The sequence below is a fragment of the Quisquiliibacterium transsilvanicum genome (assembly GCF_014202215.1).
Taxonomy (GTDB): Bacteria; Pseudomonadota; Gammaproteobacteria; order Burkholderiales; family Burkholderiaceae_E; genus Quisquiliibacterium; species Quisquiliibacterium transsilvanicum.
Map to the genome: position 1 here is coordinate 203,076 of NZ_JACHGB010000005.1, position 23,029 is coordinate 226,104.

The 23,029-nt window shown below is 71.4% G+C and carries 20 protein-coding genes and 1 riboswitch; of the genes, 14 read left to right on the plus strand and 6 right to left on the minus strand.

Translation table 11 applies throughout. The features are described 5' to 3' along the window. Nucleotides 1-30 precede the first annotated feature (30 nt). From HNQ70_RS13425 to HNQ70_RS13440, 4 genes are all read left to right on the plus strand, one after another. Entirely contained in the window at nt 31-1,266 is a 1,236-nt protein-coding gene (locus tag HNQ70_RS13425; protein ID WP_183968425.1) for a hypothetical protein, read from the plus strand. A 64-nt stretch (nt 1,267-1,330) separates the two neighbouring features. Next, nucleotides 1,331-1,831, plus strand: coding sequence for an asparaginase domain-containing protein (locus HNQ70_RS13430; protein WP_183968427.1), 501 nt, complete (start codon nt 1,331-1,333; stop codon nt 1,829-1,831). A gap of 50 nt (nt 1,832-1,881) precedes the next feature. Beyond that, nucleotides 1,882-3,510 (plus strand): AMP-binding protein, encoded by a 1,629-nt coding sequence (locus tag HNQ70_RS13435; protein WP_183968429.1) that lies wholly within the window; start codon nt 1,882-1,884, stop codon nt 3,508-3,510. A 223-nt stretch (nt 3,511-3,733) separates the two neighbouring features. Continuing rightward, nucleotides 3,734-4,507: an RBBP9/YdeN family alpha/beta hydrolase gene (locus HNQ70_RS13440; RefSeq protein ID WP_183968438.1), complete on the plus strand. Its 774-nt coding sequence runs from the start codon at nt 3,734-3,736 to the stop codon at nt 4,505-4,507. A gap of 23 nt (nt 4,508-4,530) precedes the next feature. Here the strand turns inward: HNQ70_RS13440 and HNQ70_RS13445 are convergent, their stop codons facing one another. After that, nucleotides 4,531-5,151: a methyltransferase gene (locus HNQ70_RS13445; RefSeq protein WP_183968440.1), complete on the minus strand. Its 621-nt coding sequence runs from the start codon at nt 5,149-5,151 to the stop codon at nt 4,531-4,533. A gap of 325 nt (nt 5,152-5,476) precedes the next feature. Here HNQ70_RS13445 and HNQ70_RS13450 point away from each other — a divergent pair, with 325 nt between their 5' ends. Further along, nucleotides 5,477-7,168 carry a rhodanese-related sulfurtransferase gene (locus tag HNQ70_RS13450; RefSeq protein ID WP_183968442.1) on the plus strand — a complete coding sequence of 564 codons (1,692 nt, stop codon included), beginning with the start codon at nt 5,477-5,479 and terminating at the stop codon, nt 7,166-7,168. Between the two features lie 43 nt (nt 7,169-7,211). Here the strand turns inward: HNQ70_RS13450 and norR are convergent, their stop codons facing one another. Then, nucleotides 7,212-8,834, minus strand: coding sequence for a nitric oxide reductase transcriptional regulator NorR (gene norR / locus HNQ70_RS13455; RefSeq protein ID WP_183968444.1), 1,623 nt, complete (start codon nt 8,832-8,834; stop codon nt 7,212-7,214). Between the two features lie 153 nt (nt 8,835-8,987). On the opposite strand from norR, the gene HNQ70_RS13460 reads away from it, so the two are divergent. The 5 genes from HNQ70_RS13460 to HNQ70_RS13480 all read left to right on the plus strand — a co-directional run bounded on the left by HNQ70_RS13460 (nt 8,988) and on the right by HNQ70_RS13480 (nt 14,033). Continuing rightward, nucleotides 8,988-9,512 (plus strand): hemerythrin domain-containing protein, encoded by a 525-nt coding sequence (locus HNQ70_RS13460; protein ID WP_425504370.1) that lies wholly within the window; start codon nt 8,988-8,990, stop codon nt 9,510-9,512. After that, nucleotides 9,505-11,784, plus strand: coding sequence for a cbb3-type cytochrome c oxidase subunit I (locus HNQ70_RS13465; protein ID WP_183968453.1), 2,280 nt, complete (start codon nt 9,505-9,507; stop codon nt 11,782-11,784). The genes HNQ70_RS13460 and HNQ70_RS13465 overlap by 8 nt, the downstream gene beginning before the upstream one ends. A 142-nt stretch (nt 11,785-11,926) precedes the next feature. After that, a riboswitch (glycine riboswitch) is annotated at nt 11,927-12,016 on the plus strand. 217 nt (nt 12,017-12,233) lie between these two features. Further along, nucleotides 12,234-12,848: a trimeric intracellular cation channel family protein gene (locus HNQ70_RS13470; protein WP_183968455.1), complete on the plus strand. Its 615-nt coding sequence runs from the start codon at nt 12,234-12,236 to the stop codon at nt 12,846-12,848. 90 nt (nt 12,849-12,938) lie between these two features. Further along, on the plus strand, nt 12,939-13,742 hold the full coding sequence (locus HNQ70_RS13475) for an enoyl-CoA hydratase/isomerase family protein (RefSeq protein WP_183968457.1): 804 nt from the start codon (nt 12,939-12,941) through the stop codon (nt 13,740-13,742). A gap of 84 nt (nt 13,743-13,826) precedes the next feature. Beyond that, nucleotides 13,827-14,033 (plus strand): heavy-metal-associated domain-containing protein, encoded by a 207-nt coding sequence (locus HNQ70_RS13480; protein WP_183968459.1) that lies wholly within the window; start codon nt 13,827-13,829, stop codon nt 14,031-14,033. A 76-nt stretch (nt 14,034-14,109) separates the two neighbouring features. On the opposite strand, the gene HNQ70_RS13485 is transcribed toward HNQ70_RS13480, so the two are convergent. Together HNQ70_RS13485 and HNQ70_RS13490 are read right to left on the minus strand one after the other, a co-directional pair. Continuing rightward, nucleotides 14,110-15,351 carry an MFS transporter gene (locus HNQ70_RS13485; protein ID WP_425504371.1) on the minus strand — a complete coding sequence of 414 codons (1,242 nt, stop codon included), beginning with the start codon at nt 15,349-15,351 and terminating at the stop codon, nt 14,110-14,112. 128 nt (nt 15,352-15,479) lie between these two features. After that, entirely contained in the window at nt 15,480-15,977 is a 498-nt protein-coding gene (locus HNQ70_RS13490) for an RcnB family protein (RefSeq protein ID WP_183968461.1), read from the minus strand. Between the two features lie 158 nt (nt 15,978-16,135). On the opposite strand from HNQ70_RS13490, the gene HNQ70_RS13495 reads away from it, so the two are divergent. Both HNQ70_RS13495 and HNQ70_RS13500 read left to right on the plus strand, forming a co-directional pair. Continuing rightward, the gene (locus HNQ70_RS13495; protein ID WP_183968463.1) at nt 16,136-17,125 is read left to right on the plus strand and encodes a YeiH family protein; all 990 of its coding nucleotides are present in this window, start codon (nt 16,136-16,138) and stop codon (nt 17,123-17,125) included. A 70-nt stretch (nt 17,126-17,195) separates the two neighbouring features. Further along, the gene (locus tag HNQ70_RS13500; protein ID WP_183968465.1) at nt 17,196-18,296 is read left to right on the plus strand and encodes an NAD(P)-dependent alcohol dehydrogenase; all 1,101 of its coding nucleotides are present in this window, start codon (nt 17,196-17,198) and stop codon (nt 18,294-18,296) included. Between the two features lie 76 nt (nt 18,297-18,372). Here HNQ70_RS13500 and HNQ70_RS13505 read toward each other — a convergent pair whose 3' ends face one another. Together HNQ70_RS13505 and HNQ70_RS13510 are read right to left on the minus strand one after the other, a co-directional pair. Beyond that, nucleotides 18,373-19,008, minus strand: coding sequence for an NrsF family protein (locus HNQ70_RS13505; protein ID WP_183968467.1), 636 nt, complete (start codon nt 19,006-19,008; stop codon nt 18,373-18,375). 2 nt (nt 19,009-19,010) lie between these two features. After that, entirely contained in the window at nt 19,011-19,571 is a 561-nt protein-coding gene (locus HNQ70_RS13510) for a sigma-70 family RNA polymerase sigma factor (protein ID WP_183968469.1), read from the minus strand. A gap of 189 nt (nt 19,572-19,760) precedes the next feature. On the opposite strand from HNQ70_RS13510, the gene arsS reads away from it, so the two are divergent. Together arsS and HNQ70_RS13520 are read left to right on the plus strand one after the other, a co-directional pair. Then, nucleotides 19,761-20,840 carry an arsenosugar biosynthesis radical SAM (seleno)protein ArsS gene (arsS, locus tag HNQ70_RS13515; RefSeq protein ID WP_183968471.1) on the plus strand — a complete coding sequence of 360 codons (1,080 nt, stop codon included), beginning with the start codon at nt 19,761-19,763 and terminating at the stop codon, nt 20,838-20,840. Further along, the gene (locus HNQ70_RS13520; RefSeq protein WP_183968473.1) at nt 20,840-23,005 is read left to right on the plus strand and encodes an FAD-dependent oxidoreductase; all 2,166 of its coding nucleotides are present in this window, start codon (nt 20,840-20,842) and stop codon (nt 23,003-23,005) included. The genes arsS and HNQ70_RS13520 overlap by 1 nt, the downstream gene beginning before the upstream one ends. The last annotated feature ends 24 nt before the right edge of the window (nt 23,006-23,029 follow it).

Genomic DNA, 23,029 nt, shown 5'->3' on the forward strand with positions numbered 1-23,029 from the left:
CGCCCCGCGCGGCGCGAGGCCTTTTTGACGATGGAATTCGAGACCCTGCGCATCGACGACGCCCCCGTCGACGAAGACCTCCAGGATGCCGGCGCCGTCGGCCCCGAACTGGCACACCTGTCGGGCGTCTACCGGCGCAGCCCGCGCGCGCTCGCCTGGCATCGCCCGTCGCCGGACTGGCGCCTGTTCCTGCTGCTGCCGCCGCTGGCGTCGCGGCTTTCGCTGATCGCCAATCCGATCTTCGCGCAGCTCACCCGCGCCTGGGGACTGAACGTGCGCTTCGTCGGCGTGGACCGCGACGGCCTGGCCTACGACTTCCGCAACCTGCTCTCCGACCGCACCCTGCGCCTGCTGGTCGAGCTGCTGGACGCCGGACTGGCCGACGATCCCGCGATGCTCGACACTCTGTTCGCCTCGCTGGCCGGCGAGATGCTCACCCTGCTCGAGCGCCGCCACTGCGGCTGGGGCCGTCACCTCGACGTGGAGCACCGGCTCGAACCGGGACTGCCGGCCACGCTCTTCGCCCGCGACACGCGCCATCCCGACTTCCTTTCGATGCTGCGCTCGGCGCTGCGCGACGACCTGATCGACGCACACTTCTACGGCCGCGCGCTGCGCAGCATCGACACCCGCGAACTGGATGCGGAGCGGCGCATCGCCACGCTGGTGCAGCGCTGCCTGGATCCCGACACGACTTCGCGGCTGCTCGACACCGGCGCCGGACTGCACCTGGGCTGCTACAACTGGCTGCTGCTCGGCGGACGCCATGCGCCGGCGCGCGCCCATGTGCTGCGCCGCCTGCCGTGGCTCGCCACCTTCCTCGCCGAATCGCTGGTGCCGGCGGACGCGGCGCTGCTGTCGCCGGGCGCCGAAGACTGGGACGATGGCACGGCAGGCGCCGGAGACGCCGCAGCGGAGGTGGACGCGCCACCCCGCCCGCCACAGGCCCGCACGCTGGACCTGCGCGCCATCGCCGCGCGCAGCGCCAGCGCGCACAGCCTGCACTGGACCGGCGTGCTCAGGCGCGCGATCGACGCCGGCCAGGATCGCCACGTGATCGAGGCACTGGCGCAGCGCTTCGCGGTCGGCGACAACCTGATCCGGCGGCTGTGGCGCGAAGCGCCGGCCGCGCTCGGCCAGCCGCCGACCTGGCACCTGCGGCAGGTGTTGCGCCAGCTCGACGCGCTGCCCGAACGCGACTGGCCCCGGTCCGACGCGCACTGGCGCGCGCTGCTGGCACGCGCAGTGCCGGCCGAGGCCCACTGAGCGGCGCTGCCGCGCACCGCGACACTCGGAACCGACGCGCCGCCGGCGCGTTTAAACTCGCCGCATGAGCCTGCGCATCCTCGCCACCGGCGGCACCTTCGACAAGCGCTACGACCCCATCGCCGGCACGCTCGGCTTCGCAAGGACGCACCTGCATGTCCTGCTCCGCCAGGCGCGCATCGAGGGCGCCGCGACGGTCCAGGAACTGATGCAGGTCGACAGCCTGGACATGACCGACGCGCACCGCCGCCAGGTGCTGGAAGCCTGCGCCGCCAGCCCCGAGGACCGCATCGTCGTGATCCACGGCACCGACACCCTGGTGGACACTGCGCGCGTGCTCGGCGAGGCGCGGCTGCCCCGCACCATCGTGCTCACCGGCGCCATGGTGCCGGTCGACCTTGCCGACTCCGACGCGCTCTTCAACCTGGGCTTCGCCGCGGGCTGCGCCCGGGTGCTGCCGCACGGGGTGCACGTCGCGATGAACGCGCAGGTGTTCGCCTGGGACGCGGTGCGCAAGAACCGCGCGCTCGGCGTTTTCGAGCCCGTTCACGCCACGCAGGCCTGAGCGCGTCCGCCGCTCGCCCCGCAACTCCCGCATTCCCTGGAAGCCGCCCCATGACTGCATCGACCGCCACCGAAGACCGCTCCGACTTCACCCCGCTGCACGAGGTGCTTCGCGCCCATGCACGCAGCCAGCCGGACAAGCCCGCCTTCCTCTGGTACGGCGCACCGGTCAGCTACGCGGACATCGACCGCGCCAGCGACGCCTTCGCCGCGCGCCTGGCGCAACTGGGCGTGCGCAAGGGCGAGCCGGTGGCGCTGTACATGCAGAACTGCCCGCAGTACGTGATGGCGCACTACGGCATCCAGAAGCTCGGCGCGGTGGTCTGCCCCTGCGGGCCGCTCTACAAGGAGCATGAGCTCGCCTACCAGCTGGGCGACCTCGGTGCCCGCGTGATCGTCGCCGCCGACCACCTGATGCCCACGGTGGACAAGGTCCGCGCAACGACGAAGCTGGAGCAGGTCTTCGTCGTCCACTACGGCGATCTGCTGCCTGCCCGGCCCTCGATCGACCTGCCCGAGGAGCTCGCCGAACTCGCCGCCGCGCCGCGCACCACCCCGCCGGGCACCGAAGACTTCCTCGCAGCCACCCGCACCGGCGGCCAGGCCCCGCAGGTCGAAGTGGGCCCGGACGACATCGCGCTGATGACCTACACATCGGGCACCACCGGCCTGCCCAAGGGCGCGATGCTCAGCTACGACAACGCGTACTTCAAGACCTCGCGTTCCGTGGGCGCCTACGACGTGCGCCCGGACGACGTGATGCTGGCGGTCGCGCCGATGTACCACATCGCCGGCATGCTGATGGCAGTGAACATGAACGTCTACGCTGGCACCACCGCGGTGCTGATGTACCGATTCGACCCGGTCGCGGTGATGCAGGCGATCGACCGCCACCGCGTGAACTGGTGGTACAGCATCGCGCCGATGCTGGTGGCCTGCATGCAGCTGCCCGACGCGAAGACCTACGATCTCTCCAGCCTGCGCATCAACGCGGCCACCAGCTTCGGCATCACCTTCACCGAAGACCTGGCGCGGCAGTGGCAGGGCTTTGCGCCGAACTGCATCTCCTTCGAGGCCGCCTACGGCCTGTCCGAGACGCACACCATGGACACCACGATGCCGCTGGATGCCATCCGCTGGGGCACCCAGGGCCGCGCCATCCCGGGCAACGAGATCCGCATCGTCGACCCGGACAGCGGCCGCGCGCTGCCGGCCGGCCAGCAGGGCGAGATCACGGTGCGCGGCCGCGGCAACTTCAAGGGCTACTGGAACAAGCCCGAGGCCACCGAGGCGACGCTGCGCGACGGCTGGGTGCACACCGGCGACATGGGCCGGCTCGATGCCGACGGCTACCTGACCTTCATGGGCCGCTTCAAGGAGATGATCAAGGTCTCCGGCTACAGCGTATTCCCCGAGGAGGTGGAAGCCATCCTGATCCGCCACCCCGCGATCGCGCAGGCCGCCGCCATCGGCGTGGCCGACCCCGAGAAGGGCCAGGTGGTCAAGGCCTTCATCGTGCTGCGTCCCGGCTTCGCCGGCCAGATCAGCGAAGCCGAGGTGATCGCCTGGGCGCGCGAGAACATGGCGGTCTACAAGGCGCCGCGCCAGGTGATGTTCCGCGATTCGCTGCCGGCCACCGGCGCGGGCAAGATGCTGCGCCGCCTGCTCAAGGACGGCTGAGCGCCGCGTCCCGCCAGGCGCGATCTCGAGCCCGCCTGCCGGCCGGCCACGCGCCGGCAGGCCTCCCGCCGGCGCCCCGCTCCGGAACTCGCCGTCAGGCGCCCCGTCTCCGCCCTCCGTCGCCGCCTTCACGCCGGCGTCATCGCAGCGGGAGCAGACTTCCTGGACCACCGCAGCCGGCCCACGCCGCGGCCGCAAGCTCCATGACGCGAGGTGCAGCGCTATGAACCCCATCCAGTCAGGACCCGCAATCGACGGCCGGGACGCTCCCGGTGCCCAGCTGCCGACTGCCGCCGGCACGCCGCCCTCCGGCCGCCTGCTCATCGTGCCGGGCCTGCGCGACAGCGGCGCAGCGCACTGGCAGACCTGGCTGCAACTGCGCTTTCCGGGCGCGGTGCGCGTCTACCAGCGGCACTGGTCCAGGCCCGACCTGGACGCCTGGGCCGCCCGGATCGGCGACACCATCGACGCCGCGGGCCCGGGCCCCTGGGTGGCCGCGGCGCACGGCTTCGGGTGCCTGGCGCTGATGCGTCACCTGCAGCTGCGCGCCTCGCCGGTGCGCTTCGCGATGCTGGTGGCGCCGAGCGACCCGGCCCGCTTCGGGGTCGCCGCCCGCCTGCCGGTCGGCGCGCCGCTGCTTCCCTCGACCCTGTTCGCCAGCGAGAACGACCCCGGAATGCCGATCGCCGAGGCCCGCGAATGGGCCCGCCGATGGGGCAGCTGGGTGGTCAACCTCGGACCGGCCGGCCATGTCGATGCGGACGCCGGTTACAGGCAGTTTCCAGAGGCGGCCGCGCTGGTCGAGCGGGTGCTGCGCGAGATGGACGATTCGCCCAGACACGTGCCTCCCGCAAGGCAGGCGGGCGACGCCAGCGCGCGGCCAGCGCCGCCTTCCGATGCGATGCCGGCGCCAGGCGTGAGCGCACCGGCGGCCGGGCGACCGGCGCCGTACGCCCTGCCGCGCCGGCTTGCCGGCATGCTCGGCTTCGCCCGCTGAACCGACCGGCCGCGTGAATCCGCTCAGGCCCGGGTGAACACCGCCATCTGGGTGGGCGCGCCAAGGGCCGGATCGAGGTCGCCGATACCGGACAGCTCCGCCTGCAGGCCGTGCTCACCAGCCACCCGCCTGGCCCACTCTCCGAACCGCGCGCGGCCCCACTCGAAGCGATGATCCGGATGGCGAAAGCTGCCGGGCGGCATCCCGAGCCGCGCGTTGTAGTCCCGGTTCGGCGTCGTCACCACCACGGCGCGCGCACGAATCTGCCCGAACAGCGCGCGCTCCAGCGCACCGAGCCGACCCGGATCGACGTGCTCGATCACCTCCACCATGGTGCACACGTCGAAACGCTCCGGGGCCCGCGCGTATTCGAACAGGCTCACCGGCTCCAGCGAGATCCTGGTCGACGTCCAGGGTGACTCCAGGCCCAGTGCCGCCCGCGCTGCAAGGATTTTGTCCGGATCCGGATCGAGGCCGACGATGCGCGTCAGATCCGGCAGCTCGGCGAGGCGCACCAGCAGATCGCCATCGCCGCAGCCCGCATCGAGCACCGATCGCGCACCCGCCGCGCAGACCTGGTCGAGCACGGCCTGCATGCGCCTGGCCTGCAGGGAACGATCGAACTCCTCGCCCGGATTGGCCACGATCACCAGCCCTCCGGTCGCGTCAGCGGGCGCACGCCATGGTGCGCGTACCGCAGCGCCGATGCAGCCAGGTGAGCGACCCGCTCCAGCGCGACCGCACGCATCGTCAGCGAACCCATCGATTCCCTTCCCGGACAAGACCTATCGGTCGACAAACCCGCTGCGCGCCGACTCGAGCGGAGGCTGGATGTTACGCGGCGTCGACACGCGGGGCGAGCGCGGGGCGCGCACGGGGCGAAGCGGCGGGCCGCGCTAACATCGCGCTCATCGCGCTCATCGCGCTCATCGCGCAACATCGCCCAACATCCCCGCAGGCCCGAAGAAGATGCTCCCCCACCGACCGAACCGACCCGCCCATTCCGCGGCCCCCGCTGCTGCGCGCCCGGCGCAGCGCGATTTCCAGTGGGTGCGCACAGCGCTGCTCGAGCGCCGCGAGATCGCGCTGCTCGACGTGCGCGAGGAGGCGCCCTTCGCCGAAGCGCACCCGCTGTTCGCCGCCAACCTGCCGCTGTCGCGCATCGAGCCCGAGGCCTGGGCGCGCATCCCGCGCCGGGACACGAGCATCGTCGTCTATGACGACGGCGTGGGCCTCGCGCCGCGTGCTGCCCTGCGGCTGGCCGAGCTCGGCTACACCGACGTCGGCCTGCTCGAGGGCGGCCTGGCCGGCTGGCGCGATGCCGGCGGCGAGCTGTTCCGCGACGTCAACGTGCCCAGCAAGGCCTTCGGCGAGCTGGTCGAATCGAAGCGGCACACGCCCTCGCTGAGCGCGCAGGAGGTCAAGGCCTTGCTCGATTCGAAGGCGGACGTCGTGGTGCTCGATGCGCGGCGCTTCGACGAGTACAACACGATGAGCATCCCCGGAGGCATCAGCGTGCCCGGCGCCGAGCTCGCGCTGCGCGTGCGCGCGCTCGCACCTGACCCGTCCACCCGCGTCATCGTCAACTGCGCCGGCCGCACGCGCAGCATCATCGGCACGCAATCGCTGGTCAACTTCGGCATCCCGAACCCGGTAGCCGCGCTGCGCAACGGCACCATCGGTTGGACGCTCGCCGGCCAGTCGCTGGAGCACGGCCAGGCCCGGCGCTTCGACCCGGCCGCGGGCGCGCAGCGCGATGACGCCGCAGCACGCGCCCGCGCGGTGGCGGACCGCGCCGGCGTAGGCCGCGCCACGCGCGCCTCGCTAGACGCCTGGCGCCGCGACGCGGACCGCACCACCTGCCTGTTCGACGTGCGCACGCCCGAGGAATTCGCGGCCGGCCACCTGCCGGGCTCGGCCAGCGCTCCCGGCGGCCAGCTGGTGCAGGAGACCGACCACAGCGTGCCGGTGCGCGGCGCGCGCATCGTGCTGGTGGACGACGACGGCGTGCGCGCCCACATGACCGCCTCCTGGCTGGCCCAGATGGGCTGGGAGGTGCACGTGCTCGACGGGCTGGCCGCCGGCGACTTCAGCGAAACGGGCAAGCCTGCCGCGGCGCTGCCGCCGTCCCCCGCCACCGCGACGGTGTCGCCCGCCCGCCTGGCCGAATGGCTCGGCCTCGCGGCGAGCAGCGGCGCCAGCGTTGATGGCACCGCGCCACCACCTCGTCAGGTCGTGATCCTCGACCTGGCCGCGAGCGCCACACACGTGAGAGCCCACCTGCCGGGCGCCTGGTTCGCGCTGCGCTCGCAGCTGCCCGAGGCGCTCGCAGCGATCCATTCAGCGCAGCCCGCGCCGGCCCGCTACGTGCTCGCCTCGCCCGACGGCGTGCTCGCCCGTTTCGCCGCCGCCGATCTCGCACGATTGGTGCCGCCGGAATCGATCCATGTCCTCGAAGGCGGAACCGACGCCTGGTCGGCCGCCGGCCTGCCGATGGAATCCGGCGAGCAGCGCCTGGCCTCGCCGCGGATCGACCGCTACCGGCGCCCCTACGAGGGCACCGACAATCCGGTCGAAGCGATGCAGGGCTACCTGGACTGGGAATTCGGCCTGGTCGAGCAGCTCGGGCGCGACGGCACGCACGGGTTCTTCGTGATCTGAGCGAGCGCAAGGTGGCCGGCGACCGATTGCCGGCCCTCGCCGGCTACTTCAGCCGAAGCCTGTGCGCGAGCTTATGCAGGTTGCTCGCATCCAGCCCCAGGCGGCGCGCCGCCTGCGCCCAGTTGCCCTCGCAGGCCTGCAGCGCGGCGCGGATGCGCTGGCGCTGCAGCGCATCCACCGCGTCGCGCAGCGGCAGGTCTTCCTGCGGCCCGCCGCCGTCGCCGCCCGCGGCCGTCCCGCTGCTGCCGACCGTTCCGCCACCGTCGGCGGGCTCGCCCGATGAGCCCCAGCGTCCTGCCGCAGGCCCGGCAAGGCCGCCGGACGACCCCCGGCTGACGCCGTCCAGGTCCAGCAGTTCCGGCGGCAGCGTCACGATGTCCGCGCGGTCCGCGCCCCGGCTCACCGCCTTCAGCGCCGCACGGCTGACCACGTGCTCCAGCTCGCGCACGTTGCCCGGCCAGGGGTAGCGCAGCAGCGCATCCTCCGCCTCGGGCGCCAGCCGCAGGCTGCGCAGGCCCAGGCGCGCGCGGTTCAGCTCGAGGAAGCGCCCGGCCAGCAGCAGCACGTCGTTGCCGCGCTCGCGCAGCGGCGGGATCGGTACCGGGTACACCGACAGCCGATGGTAGAGGTCGGCGCGGAAGCCGCCGTCGCGCACGCTCTCGCGCAGCTGCCGGTTGGTCGCGGCGATCACCCGCACGTTCACGCGCCGCGGCCGGTCCGCGCCCAGGCGCTGGATCTCGCCGTTCTGCAGCGCGCGCAGCAGCTTGGCCTGGATCGGCAGCGGCAGCTCGCCCACCTCGTCGAGGAACAGCGTGCCGCCGTCGGCCGCCTCGAAGCGCCCGGGCCGGTCGGCGCTCGCGCCCGAGAACGCGCCGCGCACGTGGCCGAAAAGCTCGCTCTCGGCGAGCGACTCCGGCAGCGCCGCGCAATTCACGTGCACCAGCGGCTTGTTGCGCCGGCGCGAGCGCCGGTGCAGCAGCCGCGCGAACAGCTCCTTGCCGACGCCGGTCTCGCCCAGCAGCAGCACCGGCAGCTCCGAGTCGGCCACCACTTCCAGCTCATGCAGCAGGCGCAACAAGGTCTCGCTCTGGCCGATGATCTCCAGTTCTTCCCCCTGCTCCTGCGGGGAACCGGGCCGCACCGTTCCGCCCGGCGCGCGCGACAGCCTCAGCGCATGGATTTCCTCCTCGAGCCGGCTCACCCGGATGGCCGCCTCGACCAGCACCGAGCAGCGCAGCAGCTCGGCCTGGGCCGCCTCGTCGAAGGTGCCGGTCTTCAGCGCATCCAGTGTCAGTGCCCCCCAGAGGCGGCCCTCGACGTAGAGGCTGGCGCCCATGCAGTCGTGCACCGGCAACGGCTCGCCCACGAGAGTGTCGAGCAGGCCGTCGTAGGGATCGGGCAGCGTGCTGTCGCGGTCGAAGCAGGTCACCTCGCGCCGCGACAGGATCGCCGCCAGGCGCGGATGCTGTCCCACGGCGAAGCGCCGGCCCAGGGCCTCGCGCACCAGCCCGTCGACCGCCACCGGCCGCAGGTGCTCCTCCTCCAGCCGCAGCAGCGCCACGGCGCCGCAGCGGAAGTGCCCGCGCAGCGTGGTCACCAGGCGCTGCAGGCGCACCGCCTGCGGCAGGTCGGCGACCAGGTCGGTCAGCAGCAGCGTTTCGATCATGGTCCTGATTACCCTTTTCGGGTCATCTTGACCCCAATATGCTGCGGTGCATTCTACCCTTCCCCCTCGCAAGTCATTGATTTTTCTATACCGCAATGCTGGCCTGCAACATGCAAGGGAAAACATGCCTCAACAAGCATGAACGGGATTCGAATGACCCCCTCCGAACAGTCGGCAGCCGGCTGGCGCAACGGTCCGCCGGCCGCCCTGATAGAGCACATCCTGTCCAGGTACCACGATCGCCACCGCGAGCAGCTCTCCGAACTGGTCCGCCTGGCGCGCACCGTGGAGCGCGTGCACGGCGACCGTGACGACTGCCCGCCCGGCCTGGCAGACCATCTCGCGGCCATGCAGCAGGAGCTCGAGAGCCATATGCAGAAGGAGGAGCAGGTGCTCTTCCCGCTGCTGGCGCGCGGCTTTCCGCCGCTGGCCCAGGGACCGATCGCCGTGATGCGCATGGAGCACGAACAGCACGGCGAGGCCCTGCGCGAGCTCGACGCCATCACCCGCGGCAATGCGCTCCCCGCGGACGCCTGCGGCACCTGGCGCGCGCTCCACGCGGGCATCGCCGAGTTCCGCGAAGACCTGCTCCAGCACATCGCACTTGAAAACGAGGTCCTGTTCAAGGGCCCCGACGACGACGAAGTACCCCAAGACCGGGAGGCCCATCGTGGGTAGGTATCGCAGACTCTGGTTCATCCTCATCGCAGTGCTGGCCGTCACCTTCGGCCTGCTCGGCTACTACGGCGCGGAGGTCTATCGCTCGGCGCCGCCGATCCCCGACAAGGTGGTCACCGCGGACGGACGCGTCCTCTACACCGAGGACGACATCCTCGACGGCCAGACCGCCTGGCAGTCGGTGGGCGGCATGCAGCTCGGCTCCATCTGGGGCCACGGCGCCTACCAGGCGCCGGACTGGACCGCCGACTGGCTGCACCGCGAGCTGGTCGCCTGGCTGGATCTCGCTGCCGAGAAGGCGCACGGCAAGCGCTACGACGCGCTCGACGTCGGCGCCCAGGCCGCGCTGCGCGCGCAGATGAAGGCGGAGTACCGCAACGGGCCCTACGACGCCGCCACCGACACGGCCACCGTGTCGGCGCTGCGCGCCAGGGCCATCGAGCAGACCGCCGCCTACTACGACCGGCTGTTCAGCGACGACCCCGCCCTGCGCGGCTCGCGCGAGAGCTTCGCGATGAAGGAGAACACGCTGCCCAGCGCGGAGCGCCGCGCCAAGATGGCGGGCTTCTTCTTCTGGACCGCCTGGGCCGCCTCCACCGAGCGCCCCGGCACCGACGCGACCTACACCAACAACTGGCCGCACGAGCCGCTGATCGACAACCGGCCCACCGCCGAGAACCTGATCTGGTCGATCGCGAGCGTGGTCGTGATGATGGCCGGCGTCGGCCTGCTGATCTGGGCCTGGGCCTTCATGCGCAAGGAGGAAGAGGAGCCGGCGGCTCCGGCGCATGATCCGCTCACCCGCGTGCCGCTCACGCCGTCGCAGCGCGCGCTGGGCAAGTACCTGTTCCTGGTGGTGTCGCTGTTCGGACTGCAGGTGCTGCTGGGCGGCTTCACCGCGCACTACACCGTCGAGGGCCAGGAGTTCTACGGCATCGACGTGTCGCAGTGGTTCCCGTACTCGCTGGTGCGCACCTGGCACATCCAGAGCGCGCTGTTCTGGATCGCCACCGGCTTCCTGGCCGCAGGCCTGTTCCTCGCGCCGCTGATCAACGGCGGCAAGGACCCGAAGTACCAGAAGCTGGGGGTCGACATCCTCTTCTGGGCGCTGGTCGTGGTGGTGGTCGGCTCCTACACCGGCAACTACCTGGCGATCGCCCAGGTGATGCCCGAGCACCTGAACTTCTGGCTGGGACACCAGGGCTACGAGTACGTCGATCTCGGCCGTCTCTGGCAGATCGGCAAGTTCACCGGCATCCTGTTCTGGCTGGTGCTGATGCTGCGCGGCATCCTGCCCGCCTTCCGCAACCCCGGCGACAAGAACCTGCTGGCGCTGTTCAGCGCCTCGGTGATCGCCATCGGCCTGTTCTATGGCGCCGGCCTGTTCTATGGCGAGCGCACCCACCTCTCGGTGATGGAGTACTGGCGCTGGTGGGTGGTGCATCTGTGGGTGGAAGGCTTCTTCGAGGTGTTCGCCACCACGGCGCTCGCCTTCGTCTTCTCCACGCTGGGCCTGGTCTCGGCGCGCATGGCCACCACGGCAAGCCTCGCCTCGGCCTCGCTGTTCATGCTGGGCGGCGTGCCGGGCACCTTCCATCACCTGTACTTCGCCGGCACCACGACGCCGGTGATGGCGGTGGGCGCGTCCTTCAGCGCCCTCGAAGTGGTGCCGCTGGTGGTGCTGGGCCACGAAGCCTGGGAGAACTGGAGGCTCAAGAACCGCGCCCCCTGGATGGCCCGGCTGAAATGGCCGCTGATGTGCTTCATCGCAGTGGCCTTCTGGAACATGCTGGGCGCCGGCGTCTTCGGCTTCATGATCAACCCGCCGATCTCGCTGTACTACCTGCAGGGCCTCAACACCACGCCGGTGCATGCGCATGCTGCGCTGTTCGGGGTGTACGGCTTCCTGGCGCTGGGCTTCACGCTGCTGGTGCTGCGCTACCTCCGCCCGGAGCTGGTGTTCAGCGAGCGGCTGATGAAGACCGGCTTCTGGTGGCTCAACGCCGGCCTGGTGCTGATGATCGCGACCAGCCTGCTGCCGATCGGCATCTTCCAGTTCCACGCCAGCGTGAGCGAAGGTCTCTGGTATGCGCGCAGCGAGGCCTTCCTGCAGCAGCCCTTCCTCGAGACGCTGCGCTGGATCCGCACCTTCGGCGACGTGGTGTTCATCGTCGGCGCCTTCGCGGTGATCTGGCAGGTCGTGATCGGCCTGCTCGGCACGCGGGCGCCCGCGGTGCCCGCGCTGGCCGGCGCTGCGGCGGCGCGCCGCTGAGCGCCTGCGACGGGCGGACCACGGTCCGCCCGTCGCAGGCGCGGCGCCGCTGCGCCAGGTCGGGGCGGGCAGGCCTTCGGGCGGCCCGCCCCGGTCCGTTGGGGACGTGTTTGACGCCGCACCCGGAGCCGTTCGATAATCCGCAGGTTCTGCGGGAGAGAGAGGCGAAGCCGCCTCCGCCGAAGGCGCAAGCTCCCATCATCGCTCAGGCACACCGGACCGCAGGAACATTTCGCCGACTGGAGAGAGACCGCCGCACCGCGCGAGCCGGTCCACCGAAGGGGCAGGCTGCCCGCGCAGCCGAAACTCTCAGGTAAAAGGACAGGGGGAGAGGCCCACCGGACCCGCAACGAAAGCAGGTCCGGCCTGCATTGGAGACGCCTCCCGATGTCCGTTCTCGCCCCTTCGTCGCCGCATGCGCGACCCGCCCTTGCGTGCGAGGTCCCCGCATGCTGACCGTCGTCTACCTCGTGGCCATCGCCGCCGAAGCCATGGCCGGCGCCCTCGCTGCGGGCCGGCGCAACATGGACGTGTTCGGCGTCGCCGTGATCGCCTTCGTCACCGCGCTGGGCGGTGGAACCGTTCGCGACCTGATCCTCGGCCGCTACCCGATCGGCTGGACCCAGCACCCCGAGTACATCTACCTGGTCATCTCGGCGGGCTTGCTGACGATCCTCCTTGCTTCCCACGTCCACCACCTCAAGCGCATCTTCCTGGTGCTGGACGCGATGGGCCTGGTCGCTTTCTCGCTGATCGGCTGCAACGTGGCCCGCGAGATGGGCTACCCGCTGGCGGTAATCGTGATGTCGGGAATGATCACCGGCATCTTCGGCGGCGTTATCCGTGACGTTCTCTGCAACCAGGTGCCGATCGTGTTCCGGCGGGAGCTGTACGCGAGCGTCTCGCTGGCCGTCTGCCTGCTGTTCCTGGGGCTCGGCAAGGCAGGCGTGGCGCCCGACCTGAACACCTCGATCTGCTTCGCCTTCGGTCTCGGGCTGCGTCTGCTCGCGATCTGGCGGGGCTGGGGCCTGCCGACCTTCAGCTATCGGCAGCGCTGGGAGTAGCCTTCGCCTGCCCATATCGAGACAGGGCGGCGCACGGCGCCGTGCGCCATCGGCTAGCCTGCCGCCACGATGAACGCAGGAGACGCCCCGATGAACGACGCCTACCCCACTCTGATCGTCCAGCGCGTGGGCCCCGTGGCCCGCGTGACGCTGAACCGCCCTGAACGCCTGAACGCGCTGGACGACGCGCTGGTCTCGGACCTCACGCGCTTCCTGCGCGCGGCGCGCGACGACGACGCGCTGCGCGTGATCGTGATGCGCGGCGCCGGCCGCGCCTTCTGCGCAGGCCTCGACCTCAAGAGCGCCAAGACCGGCAGCGCAGCCGGCGGCATCTCCGACGGCCTGCGCGCGCAGCGGCGAATCCGCGACATCATGCTGGAGATGCACCGGCTGCCGCAGGTGATCCTCGCTGCGCTCAACGGCCCGGCCTCAGGCGCCGGCATGGGAATCGCGCTCGCCGCCGACCTGCGCATCGCCACCCCGCAGGGCAGGATGAACGCAGCCTTCATCAAGCTTGGGGTGAGCGCCTGCGACATGGGCGTCAGCTACTTCCTGCCGCGGATGCTCGGCACCTCGCTGGCCAAGCACTACATGCTCACCGGCCGCTTCATCGAGCCGCAGCGCGCGCTGGAACTCGGCCTGGTCAGCGCGGTGGTCGAGGAGGATGCGCTCGACGTCGAAATCGACGCGCTGCTGGCCGACCTGCTGCGCGCCACCCCGCTGGGGCTGCGGCTGACCAAGGACGCCTTCGACCACGCGGTCGACATGCCGAGCCTGGAATCGGTGCTGGCGCTGGAGGACCGCAACCAGATCCTCGGCGTCCAGGGCGAGGACTTCGCCGAAGGCGTGCGCGCCTTCCTGGAAAAGCGCGAGCCCCGCTACCGCGGCGCGTGAGGGCACTTGACCTTGCCACCGCGGCAAGGTTCACACTTCCTGCATCGGCGGCATTCGCCGTCCCGAGCCAAGAGGAGAACAGGAATGGTCGTATTCGAAGTCCCCGACATCAGCTGCAACCACTGCGTCAAGGCGATCACCGAAGCGGTCAAGGCGGTGGACGCCGGCGCCGAGGTGAACGTGGATCTGCCGGCGCACCGCGTGTCGGTGGAGGCAGCGGGCGCCTCGGTCGAGGCCTTGAAGGCCGCGATCGAGGAGGCCGGCTACACCGCGACGCAGGCGGCGGGCTGAGTCCGGTCCGGCCGCCGCGGCGGCCGGACCAGCGGCGCCCCGGCCGGCCCCATCGCCGTGCAGCGAGCGCGATCGGTCAGTGCTGCCCCGGCCTGGGCGGCCGCGGCAGCCAGGCGAAGGCGGCGACCCCGGCAGCCAGGATCGCAGCCAGCGCGCCGAGCACCACCGCCGGGATCGGCAGCCCCGCAGCCTGGGCGGCTCCAGCCGCCAGCCCGGTGAGCCACTGCACCAGCGCCACCCCGAGGAACATCGACATCGTGAACAGCGACAGCGCCCGCCCGGTCATCGCCATCGGATAGGCGCTGCGCACGTCCGCGTACTGTAGCACCATGAAGCCCAGCACCAGCGACAGCACCACCAGCACCGCCAGGTCGCCGGCCAGCCCCAGCCCGAAGGCCGCCACCGCGAACAGCGCCGCCGACGCCAGCCCGTAGCCGACGATCCACCGGCGCCTCGTCCGCTCGCCGGGATCGAGCCGGCCGAACAGCGGCGGCCCGACCAGCGCGACCACCGTCACCAGCACCGCCACGTTGCCCGCCTCCACCAGCGACAACCCGTGGCGCTCCACCATCATCGGCCCCAGCCACAGGCCGCGCAACGTGACGAAAGACGCATAGGACACCGCGCCCAGCGCCAGGATCCCCCAGGTGTGCGGGAAGGTGAACAGCTGCGCGAAGCCGCGCAGCGCCCCGCCCAGCGTCTCGCGCCGAACGCTGCCCGCCTGCCCCGCTGCGGGCTCGCGCACCCAGCGCAGCACGGCCAGCCAGGCCAGCACCGACAGCAGCGCCAGCGCAAGGAAGCCGGCCCGCCAGGACCAGGCCTCGATCAGCCAGGCCAGCGGCGTGCCGGTGAGCAGCATGCCCATGCCGCCGATCGCCAGCACCAGGCCGGAGACCGACGCGAAGCGGTGCGGCGGGAACTGGCGCGCGATGAACACCGTGCACACCAGGAAGGCCGGCGCGCAACCTATGCCGATCAGCGCCTGCCCCAGCAGCAGCGTGCCGAAGCCCGGCGCCATCGCCGACAGCAGCGCCCCGGCGATGGCCAGTGGAAAGGCCGCCAGCACCGTGCGGCGCACACCGTGCATGTCCACCCCGATGCCCATCGCCAGTTGCAGGCCGCCGAAGGCCAGATGGAACATCCCCGAGAACAGGCCCAGGCCCTGAGCCGACAGGCCGAAATCCTGCTGCAGCGAGGGCGCCATGATCGCCGCCACCGTGCGGTAGGCCTGGCTCAGCGCGAAGGCGCAGGTGAGTGCCAGCAGCATCTTCCAGCGCTGGCGCTCGGGGGAATTCGACAAGGGTGGAAATACGGACATCGGCGGCAGCGCTACGGGCAGGGAGTCTGCAGACTACCTCCGCAGCCGCCACCCGGCGCGCAGCGCGCCTTCCAGAAACGGGCGGACGCCGCAGCGATCGTGCCGGACTCCTGGCCCGGCACGTCGCGTCACCAGCCCAGCACCACCTGCGCGATCAGCCCGGTGCCGATGGCGATCAGTACGTAGTCGGCGCCGGTCTGCACCCAGTGGTAGCCGCGCGGCGGCGCCGCCAGCCGGTGGCCGTGCCAGTCGCGCACCACGTAGTGCGGCGTCCGGTAGTAGGCCGGCACGTAGCGGCCCGCATAGAGGTCGTGCCGCGGTCCCGCGCCGCGGCCGCCGCCACGCGCATGCGGCGGCGGGCCATGGCGGTACGCGGGGGCCGCGCGGCGGTGGTCGTGATCGTTGCGCCAGCTGCGATCGTCCCGGTCATATCCGGCGCGGTGCGAACGCTGCGCGTCGCGGTGCCCGCCGTCGCGCTGCCAGTGCTGGGCACCGCGCCGGTCGTCCTGGTGCCGCGCGCCGCGCTCGCCGCGATCGCCGCGGGGGTCGGCCGATGCAGCGGTGGCGCCGAAGGCGAAGACCGCCGCGGCAATCGCGGCGGCAAGTGTGCTGTATCTGGATTTCATCTCGGGTCTCCTCCTGGAAGGTGCCCCCATCTTCCGGCGCGCCCGGGCGGAAGTCCCGCGGCCTTACGCGGCGTTACAGCTGCCACAAACGGCTTACAGGCAGCGTCGCCCGCCGCCGCGGCGGTGCCGTGCCGAGGATCGTGCAGAATCCTGCCAGCATGCGCCCCCTCGCCGCCGCCCCCGGTTCCCTCGCCGCCCTGGCCATCGCACTCGCCGCCAGCTACCTCGCCGAGCGCTACCAGGGGCCGCAGCTGCTGTTTGCGCTGATGCTCGGCATGGCCTTCAACTTCGCCGCCGAGAGTCGGCGCCTGAAGCCGGGTCTCGAATTCGCCTCGCGCACCGTGCTGCGCTTCGGCGTCGCCCTGCTGGGGACACGCATCGGCCTCGAGCAGATCGTCGCGCTCGGCGCAGCGCCGGCCGCGATCGTGGTTGCAGCGGTGGCCGGAACCATCGCCTTCGGCTGGCTGCTCGCCAGGCTGATGCGGCGCCCTGCCAGCGAGGGCCTGCTCACCGGCGGCGCGGTCGCCATCTGCGGGGCATCCGCCGCGCTGGCCATTTCCGCGGTGCTGCCGGCGGGCAAGGACCAGCAGCGCTTCACGCTGCTCACGGTGGTCGGCGTGACCACGCTGTCGACGATCGCGATGGTGTTCTACCCGACGATTGCCGGCGAGCTCGGGCTGGACGCCCGGCAGGCGGCGATCTTCCTGGGCGGCTCCATCCACGACGTCGCCCAGGTGGTCGGCGCGGGCTTCATGATCTCGCCGGAAGTGGGCGACGGCGCCACGCTGGTCAAGCTGCTGCGCGTTGCGATGCTGGTGCCGGTGGTGGTGCTGTTCGCGCACCTGTTCCGCAACGGGCACGGCGGTTCCGGCGCCCAGGGGAAGCGCCCGCCCATCCTGCCCGGCTTCCTGGTGGCCTTCGTCCTGCTGGTGGCGCTCAACAGCGCGGGCGTCGTGCCGGCCGGAGTTGCGCGCGGCCTCGGCGAAGTCTCGCGCTGGTGCCTGGTGGTCGCGATCGCTGCGCTCGGCGTCAAGACCTCGCTGATGCAGCTTGCGGAGCTGGGCTGGAAGCCGGTGGCGATGATGGTCGCGGAAACGCTGTTCATCGCCGCCGTCGTGCTGGGGGGAATCGCGCTGGCTCGCGGATAATGAGCCCCGACATCATCGAGTCACCCCGCGCGACCAGCATCGGGCCGTACGCAACACACCGAGGAACGCCATGCCCCGAATGATGAAAGCCGCCGTCTTCGTCGAGCCCGGCCGGATCGAGATCGCCGAGAAGCCCATTCCGGATGTCGGCCCCAACGACGCGCTGGTGCGCATCACCACCACCACCATCTGCGGCACCGACGTCCACATCCTCAAGGGCGAGTACCCGGTGGCCAAGGGGCTCACCGTGGGTCACGAACCGGTGGGCATCATCGAGAAGCTGGGCAGCGCGGTGCAGGGCTATGCCGAGGGCCAGCGCGTGATCGCCGGCGCCATCTGCCCCAACTTCAACTCGTATGCCGCGCAGGACGGCGTGCCGTCGCAGGACGGCAGCTACCTGGTAGCCAGCGGCCGCTGCGGCTGCCACGGCTACAAGGCCACCGCGGGCTGGCGCTTCGGCAACCTGATCGACGGCACCCAGGCCGAGTACGTGCTGGTGCCCGACGCGCAGGCCAACCTGGCGCCCATCCCCGACGGACTCACCGACGAGCAGGTGCTGATGTGCCCGGACATCATGTCCACCGGCTTCAAGGGCGCCGAGAACGCCAACATCCGCATCGGCGACACCGTGGTGGTGTTCGCGCAGGGTCCGATCGGCCTGTGCGCTACCGCGGGCGCACGGCTGCTCGGCGCCACCACCATCATCGCGGTCGACGGCAACGACCACCGGCTGGACATCTCGCGCAAGCTGGGGGCGGACGTCACCCTCAACTTCAAGACCGACGACGTGATCGCCGAAGTCATGCGCATCACCGGCGGCCGCGGCGCGGATTCGTCCATCGAGGCCCTCGGCCTGCAGTCCACCTTCGAGTCCGCGCTGCGGGTGCTCAAGCCGGGCGGCACCCTTTCCAGCCTCGGCGTCTACTCCAGCGACCTCACCATCCCGCTGGACGCCTTCGCCGCCGGCCTGGGGGACCATCGGATCAACACCGCGCTGTGCCCCGGCGGCAAGGAGCGCATGCGCCGCCTGATGAACGTGCTGGAGTCCGGCCGGCTGGACCTCGGCCTGCTGGTCACCCATCAGTACAAGCTCGACGACATCGTCGAGGCCTACGAGCTCTTCGCGAACCAGCGCGACGGCGTGCTGAAGGTTGCGGTGAAGCCAGGCTGAGCCTGGCGCGGAGGCCGGGGTACCGGCCGCGCCGGTCAGCAGTGACCTGCGCCGAGCTCGGCCGGGAAGCGCGTGCTCACCAGCGCAGCACGCGAGGCCCGGCGAGCGCCCCGAGCAGCGCAGTCAGCCCGATGCCCACCGAATACCAGATCGCGACGAAGGCGGTGGAGTCCTCGGTGCAGGCCAGCGCATAGCCGAAGGCGCCCAGCGCGCCGGCGAACAGGCCGGCGGCGCAGCCCGCGGCACGCGGCCGGGTGGGCGCCAGCCCGCGGACGGCCCAGAGAACGGCAGCCAGCGCCGGCAGGGAGAACGCAAGGACGTTCCACGGGCACGCCAGCCACGAATGGCCGAGCACCGCCGCCAGCCGCTCGCCGGCCGGCCGCGTGAGCAGCGCGTACGCTGCCAGCAGCGCCATCGCCGTCAGCACGGCCGAAAGCACGGCACGCGGCGTGCCCAGCCTGGCCACCGGCCGCGACAGCCGCGCCGCCAGCCAGCCCCCCGCGGCCGCCAGCGCCAGCGCGTAGCCGAACTTGATCCACGGCGCAGGCGTCGCGTACATCGACGCAGGAACCGGCCCCAGCAGCGCGAGCGCGAGCACGACGCTGAGCAGCACGCCCAGCAGGGCCGCCGGCAGCAGCCGGCGCGCCGCCACGGCACGCGGCGCGGGCCCGGCGCCATTAGCGAGCAGATCGATCAGCGCTTCGGTCTTCATGGTCAGCCACCCTTCACGAACGCGGCCAGGCGCCTGAGGCCCCGGTGCACCTGCACCTTGATCGCCGACTCGGACACCCCGGTCCGGCGCGAGGCCTCGGACACCGAAAGCCCCTCGACCTTGGTCAGCAGGATCGCCTGGCGCTGCGCTTCCGGGAGTTCCAGCAGCAGCCGGTCCAGGTCTCGCCTGGCCTCGCCGGCATCCGGCGCCACCGCCAGCAGCGACTCGTCGACCTCCTCCAGAACCCCGTTCAGCGCTTCCCGTCGCCCGCGGCGGCGCCAGAGATCGACCAGCTTGTGCCGGGTGATCGCCAGCACCCAGGCGCTCACCGGCAGCGCCGGGTCCCAGGTGCCGCGCTGCAGGTGCAGCGCGAGCAGGATCTCCTGCACCAGGTCCTCGACGTCGTCTGGCGCCCCCTGCATCCGCCTGCGCAGGTAGCCGCGCAGCCGCGCGGCGATCCGCTCGAGAGACTCGCGATAGGCAGCCTCGTCTCCTGTCTGTGCGCGCACCCAGAGCGGCTTCAGGCCCGATTCGAAGTCGTTTCCCGCGGCATCTCCTGCCATTTCGCTCCGGTGCGTGGTCTGGTTACACCCGGCTCCGCGGCAGGTCCTGCGCTGGCCGGCCGCCCCGTGCGCCGCGGATTCTCCCACGGCCGGGCTCCGCCGCGCCGCGCTTCAGGCAGGATGTAACCGAAACGCACCTGGCTGCGAACTGGCTTCCACGAACACGATCCGATCGAAGGACCGACCCCGATGCATGACACCCTGCCGCTGCTGGCCAAGATCGACTTCCCGCGCCTGCGCCGCCATCGCCTGGAGACGCTGCAGGTCAACCTGGGCTACAGGTGCAACCAGAGCTGCCTGCACTGCCACGTCAACGCAGGCCCGAACCGCACCGAGATGATGGACGCGGACAACGCGGCGCTGGTGCTCGAGGTGCTCAAGGCGCGCGGCATCGGCACACTCGACCTCACCGGAGGCGCCCCGGAGCTGAGCCCGCACTTCCGCGCCCTGGTGCGGGGCGCGCGGGCACTGGGCGTGCGCGTGATCGACCGCTGCAACCTCACCATCCTCTCCGAGCCGGGCCAGGAAGATCTCGCGGATTTCCTTGCAGGCGAAGGCGTCGAGATCACCGCGTCGCTGCCCTGCTACTCGCGCGACAACGTCGACCGCCAGCGCGGCGACGGCGTCTTCGAGCGCAGCATCACTGGGCTGCGCCGGCTGAACGCGCTCGGCTACGGCGACGCGCGCAGCGGACTGGTGCTGAACCTGGTTTACAACCCGCAGGGCCCCTCGCTGCCGCCGCCGCAGGAGGCCCTGGGAGAGGACTACAAGCGCGAGCTGATGCAGCACTTCGGCATCAGCTTCGACCACCTGTTCGCGCTCGCCAACATGCCCATCCAGCGTTTCGGCAGCACGCTGGTCAGCAAGGGAACCTTCGACGGCTACATGGCGCTGCTGCGCGGCGCGTACCGGCCCGAGAACCTCGACACGGTGATGTGCCGCAGCCTGGTCAGCGTCGACTGGCAGGGCTGGCTGAACGACTGCGACTTCAACCAGATGCTCGGGCTGCCCGCGGGCCTGGCCGGCAAGTCGCGCGCGCACCTGCGCGACCTGCTGACGAATGACCCCGAAGGCGAGGCCATCCGCGTGTCCGGGCACTGCTATGGCTGTACCGCCGGGCAGGGCAGCAGCTGCGGCGGTGCGCTGGGCGCGGACCGCGAAGAGGTCGAGGGCCAGGAACCGGGCCGCGCCGCGACGGCGACCGCGCGCGCCGAGACAAACGGCCCGACCTTCGGCAGAGAAGCCGCGCCATCGCGCGCGGCCGCCTGATGGCCGCGCCCGCGCGGCGTTGGCTGTGGATCGGCGCCGCAGCCGCCGCGATCCTGCTCGTCGCGCTGTACCGCCACTTCGGGCTGGGCGAGCTGCTCACCCTCGAGCGGCTCAAGGACAGCCGCGACGCGCTCGCCGGGCTGTACGCGTCGCGTCCGATCGCGATGCTGCTCGCCTACTTCGCGATCTACGTGCTCGCCACCGCGATCTCCATTCCCGGCGCCGTGGTGCTCACGCTGGCGGGCGGCGCCGTCTTCGGCTTCTGGACCGGCCTGCTGGTCGTCTCCTTCGCGTCCAGTCTCGGCGCGCTGCTGGCCTTTCTCGCGTCGCGGCACCTGCTGCGCGACACCGTGCAGTCGCGCTTCGGCAAGACGCTGGCCTCGATCAACGAAGGCATCCGCCGCGACGGCACCTTCTACCTGCTCACGCTGCGCCTGGTGCCGGTGTTCCCGTTCTGGCTGATCAACCTGCTGATGGGCCTCACGCCGATCGGCGCGGGCCGCTTCTACCTGGTCAGCCAGATCGGCATGCTGGCCGGCACCGCGGTGTACGTGAACGCGGGTACCCAGCTGGCCGCGATCCGCTCGCCGGCGGACGTTCTGTCGCCAGCGCTGCTGGGCAGCTTCGTGCTGCTCGGAATCTTCCCGCTGATCGCCAAGGCCATCGTCGGCTGGCTGCAGGCACGCAAGGTATACGCGCGCTGGCCGCGGCCGAAGCGGTTCGAACGCAACCTGGTGGTGATCGGCGCGGGTGCGGGCGGGCTGGTGTCCGCCTACATCGCCGCCGCGGTGAAGGCCAAGGTGACGCTGGTGGAGGGCCACCGGCTGGGCGGCGACTGCCTGAACTTCGGCTGCGTGCCGAGCAAGGCGCTGATCCGCTCGGCCACGATGGCCAAGGAGCTGCGCGAGGCCCACCGCCTGGGCATCCGCGAGGCGCGCGGCGACGTGGACTTCCCGGCGGTGATGCGCCGCGTGCAGCAGGTGATCCGGGCGATCGAGCCGCATGACTCGGTCGAACGCTATACCGGCCTGGGCGTGGAAGTGCTGCAGGGCCATGCCCGCATCACCGGCCCGTGGACCGTCGAGGTGACGCTGGCCGACGGCGGCATCCGGACGCTGAGCACGCGCAGCATCGTGCTGGCCACCGGCGCCTCGCCGTTCGTGCCGCCGATCCCGGGGCTGCAGGACACCGGCTTCCTGACCAGCGACACCTTGTGGGGCCTCGAGGATCTTCCGCGGCGGCTGGTGGTGCTGGGCGGCGGCCCCATCGGCTGCGAGCTTGCGCAGGCCTTCGCGCGCCTGGGCTCGCAGGTCACGCAGGTGGAGATGGCGCCGCGCGTGATGCTGCGCGAAGACCCGGACGTCTCGGAGCTGGTGGCCGCATCGCTGCGCGCCGACGGTGTCGCCGTGCTCACCGGGCACCAGGCGGTGCGCGCCGAGGTGGTCGATGGCGAGAAGCGGCTGGTGGTGCGCGCGGGCGAGCGCGAGATCGCCCTGCCCTTCGACCAGCTGCTGTGCGCCGTAGGCCGCAGCCCGCGCGTCACCGGCTACGGACTGGAGGAGCTGGGCATCCCGCTCACGCCGAAGCGCACCGTCGAGACCAACGCCTGGCTGCAGACGCACTACCCGAACATCTACGCGGTGGGCGACGTGGCCGGCCCCTACCAGCTCACCCACGTGGCCGCGCACCAGGCCTGGTATGCCACGGTCAACGCTCTGTTCGGACGCTTGCGGAAGTTCCGCGCCGACTACTCGGTGATCCCCTGGACCACCTTCACCGATCCCGAAGTGGCTCGCGTGGGGCTCTCGGAAAGCGAGGCGCTCGAGCAGGGCGTCGCCTTCGAGGTGACCCGCTATGGCATCGACGACCTGGACCGCGCGATCGCCGACGGCAACGCGCACGGCTTCGTCAAGGTGCTCACCGTGCCGGGCAAGGACCGCATCCTGGGCGTGACCATCGTCGGCCACCACGCCGGCGATCTGCTGGCGGAGTACGTGCTCGCGATGAAGCACGGCCTCGGGCTGAACAGGATCCTGGGCACCATCCACACCTACCCCACCATGGCGGAAGCGAACAAGTACGCGGCCGGCGAGTGGAAGCGCGCGCATGCGCCGAAGAAGCTGCTCGAGTGGGTGGCGCGGTATCACGCGTGGGAGCGGTCCTGAGTTCCCGCGACGGACAGGCGTTTC

Bases quoted from the DNA above. Each gene is read 5' to 3' on its own strand.
- HNQ70_RS13425 (WP_183968425.1), top strand. From the start codon at position 31: ATGGAATTCGAGACCCTGCGCATCGACGACGCCCCCGTCGACGAAGAC.
- HNQ70_RS13430 (WP_183968427.1), top strand. From the start codon at position 1,331: ATGAGCCTGCGCATCCTCGCCACCGGCGGCACCTTCGACAAGCGCTAC.
- HNQ70_RS13435 (WP_183968429.1), top strand. From the start codon at position 1,882: ATGACTGCATCGACCGCCACCGAAGACCGCTCCGACTTCACCCCGCTG.
- HNQ70_RS13440 (WP_183968438.1), top strand. From the start codon at position 3,734: ATGAACCCCATCCAGTCAGGACCCGCAATCGACGGCCGGGACGCTCCC.
- HNQ70_RS13450 (WP_183968442.1), top strand. From the start codon at position 5,477: ATGCTCCCCCACCGACCGAACCGACCCGCCCATTCCGCGGCCCCCGCT.
- norR (WP_183968444.1), bottom strand. From the start codon at position 8,834: ATGATCGAAACGCTGCTGCTGACCGACCTGGTCGCCGACCTGCCGCAG.
- HNQ70_RS13460 (WP_425504370.1), top strand. From the start codon at position 8,988: ATGACCCCCTCCGAACAGTCGGCAGCCGGCTGGCGCAACGGTCCGCCG.
- HNQ70_RS13470 (WP_183968455.1), top strand. From the start codon at position 12,234: ATGCTGACCGTCGTCTACCTCGTGGCCATCGCCGCCGAAGCCATGGCC.
- HNQ70_RS13475 (WP_183968457.1), top strand. From the start codon at position 12,939: ATGAACGACGCCTACCCCACTCTGATCGTCCAGCGCGTGGGCCCCGTG.
- HNQ70_RS13480 (WP_183968459.1), top strand. From the start codon at position 13,827: ATGGTCGTATTCGAAGTCCCCGACATCAGCTGCAACCACTGCGTCAAG.
- HNQ70_RS13485 (WP_425504371.1), bottom strand. From the start codon at position 15,351: ATGTCCGTATTTCCACCCTTGTCGAATTCCCCCGAGCGCCAGCGCTGG.
- HNQ70_RS13490 (WP_183968461.1), bottom strand. From the start codon at position 15,977: ATGAAATCCAGATACAGCACACTTGCCGCCGCGATTGCCGCGGCGGTC.
- HNQ70_RS13495 (WP_183968463.1), top strand. From the start codon at position 16,136: ATGCGCCCCCTCGCCGCCGCCCCCGGTTCCCTCGCCGCCCTGGCCATC.
- HNQ70_RS13500 (WP_183968465.1), top strand. From the start codon at position 17,196: ATGCCCCGAATGATGAAAGCCGCCGTCTTCGTCGAGCCCGGCCGGATC.
- HNQ70_RS13505 (WP_183968467.1), bottom strand. From the start codon at position 19,008: ATGAAGACCGAAGCGCTGATCGATCTGCTCGCTAATGGCGCCGGGCCC.
- HNQ70_RS13510 (WP_183968469.1), bottom strand. From the start codon at position 19,571: ATGGCAGGAGATGCCGCGGGAAACGACTTCGAATCGGGCCTGAAGCCG.
- arsS (WP_183968471.1), top strand. From the start codon at position 19,761: ATGCATGACACCCTGCCGCTGCTGGCCAAGATCGACTTCCCGCGCCTG.
- HNQ70_RS13520 (WP_183968473.1), top strand. From the start codon at position 20,840: ATGGCCGCGCCCGCGCGGCGTTGGCTGTGGATCGGCGCCGCAGCCGCC.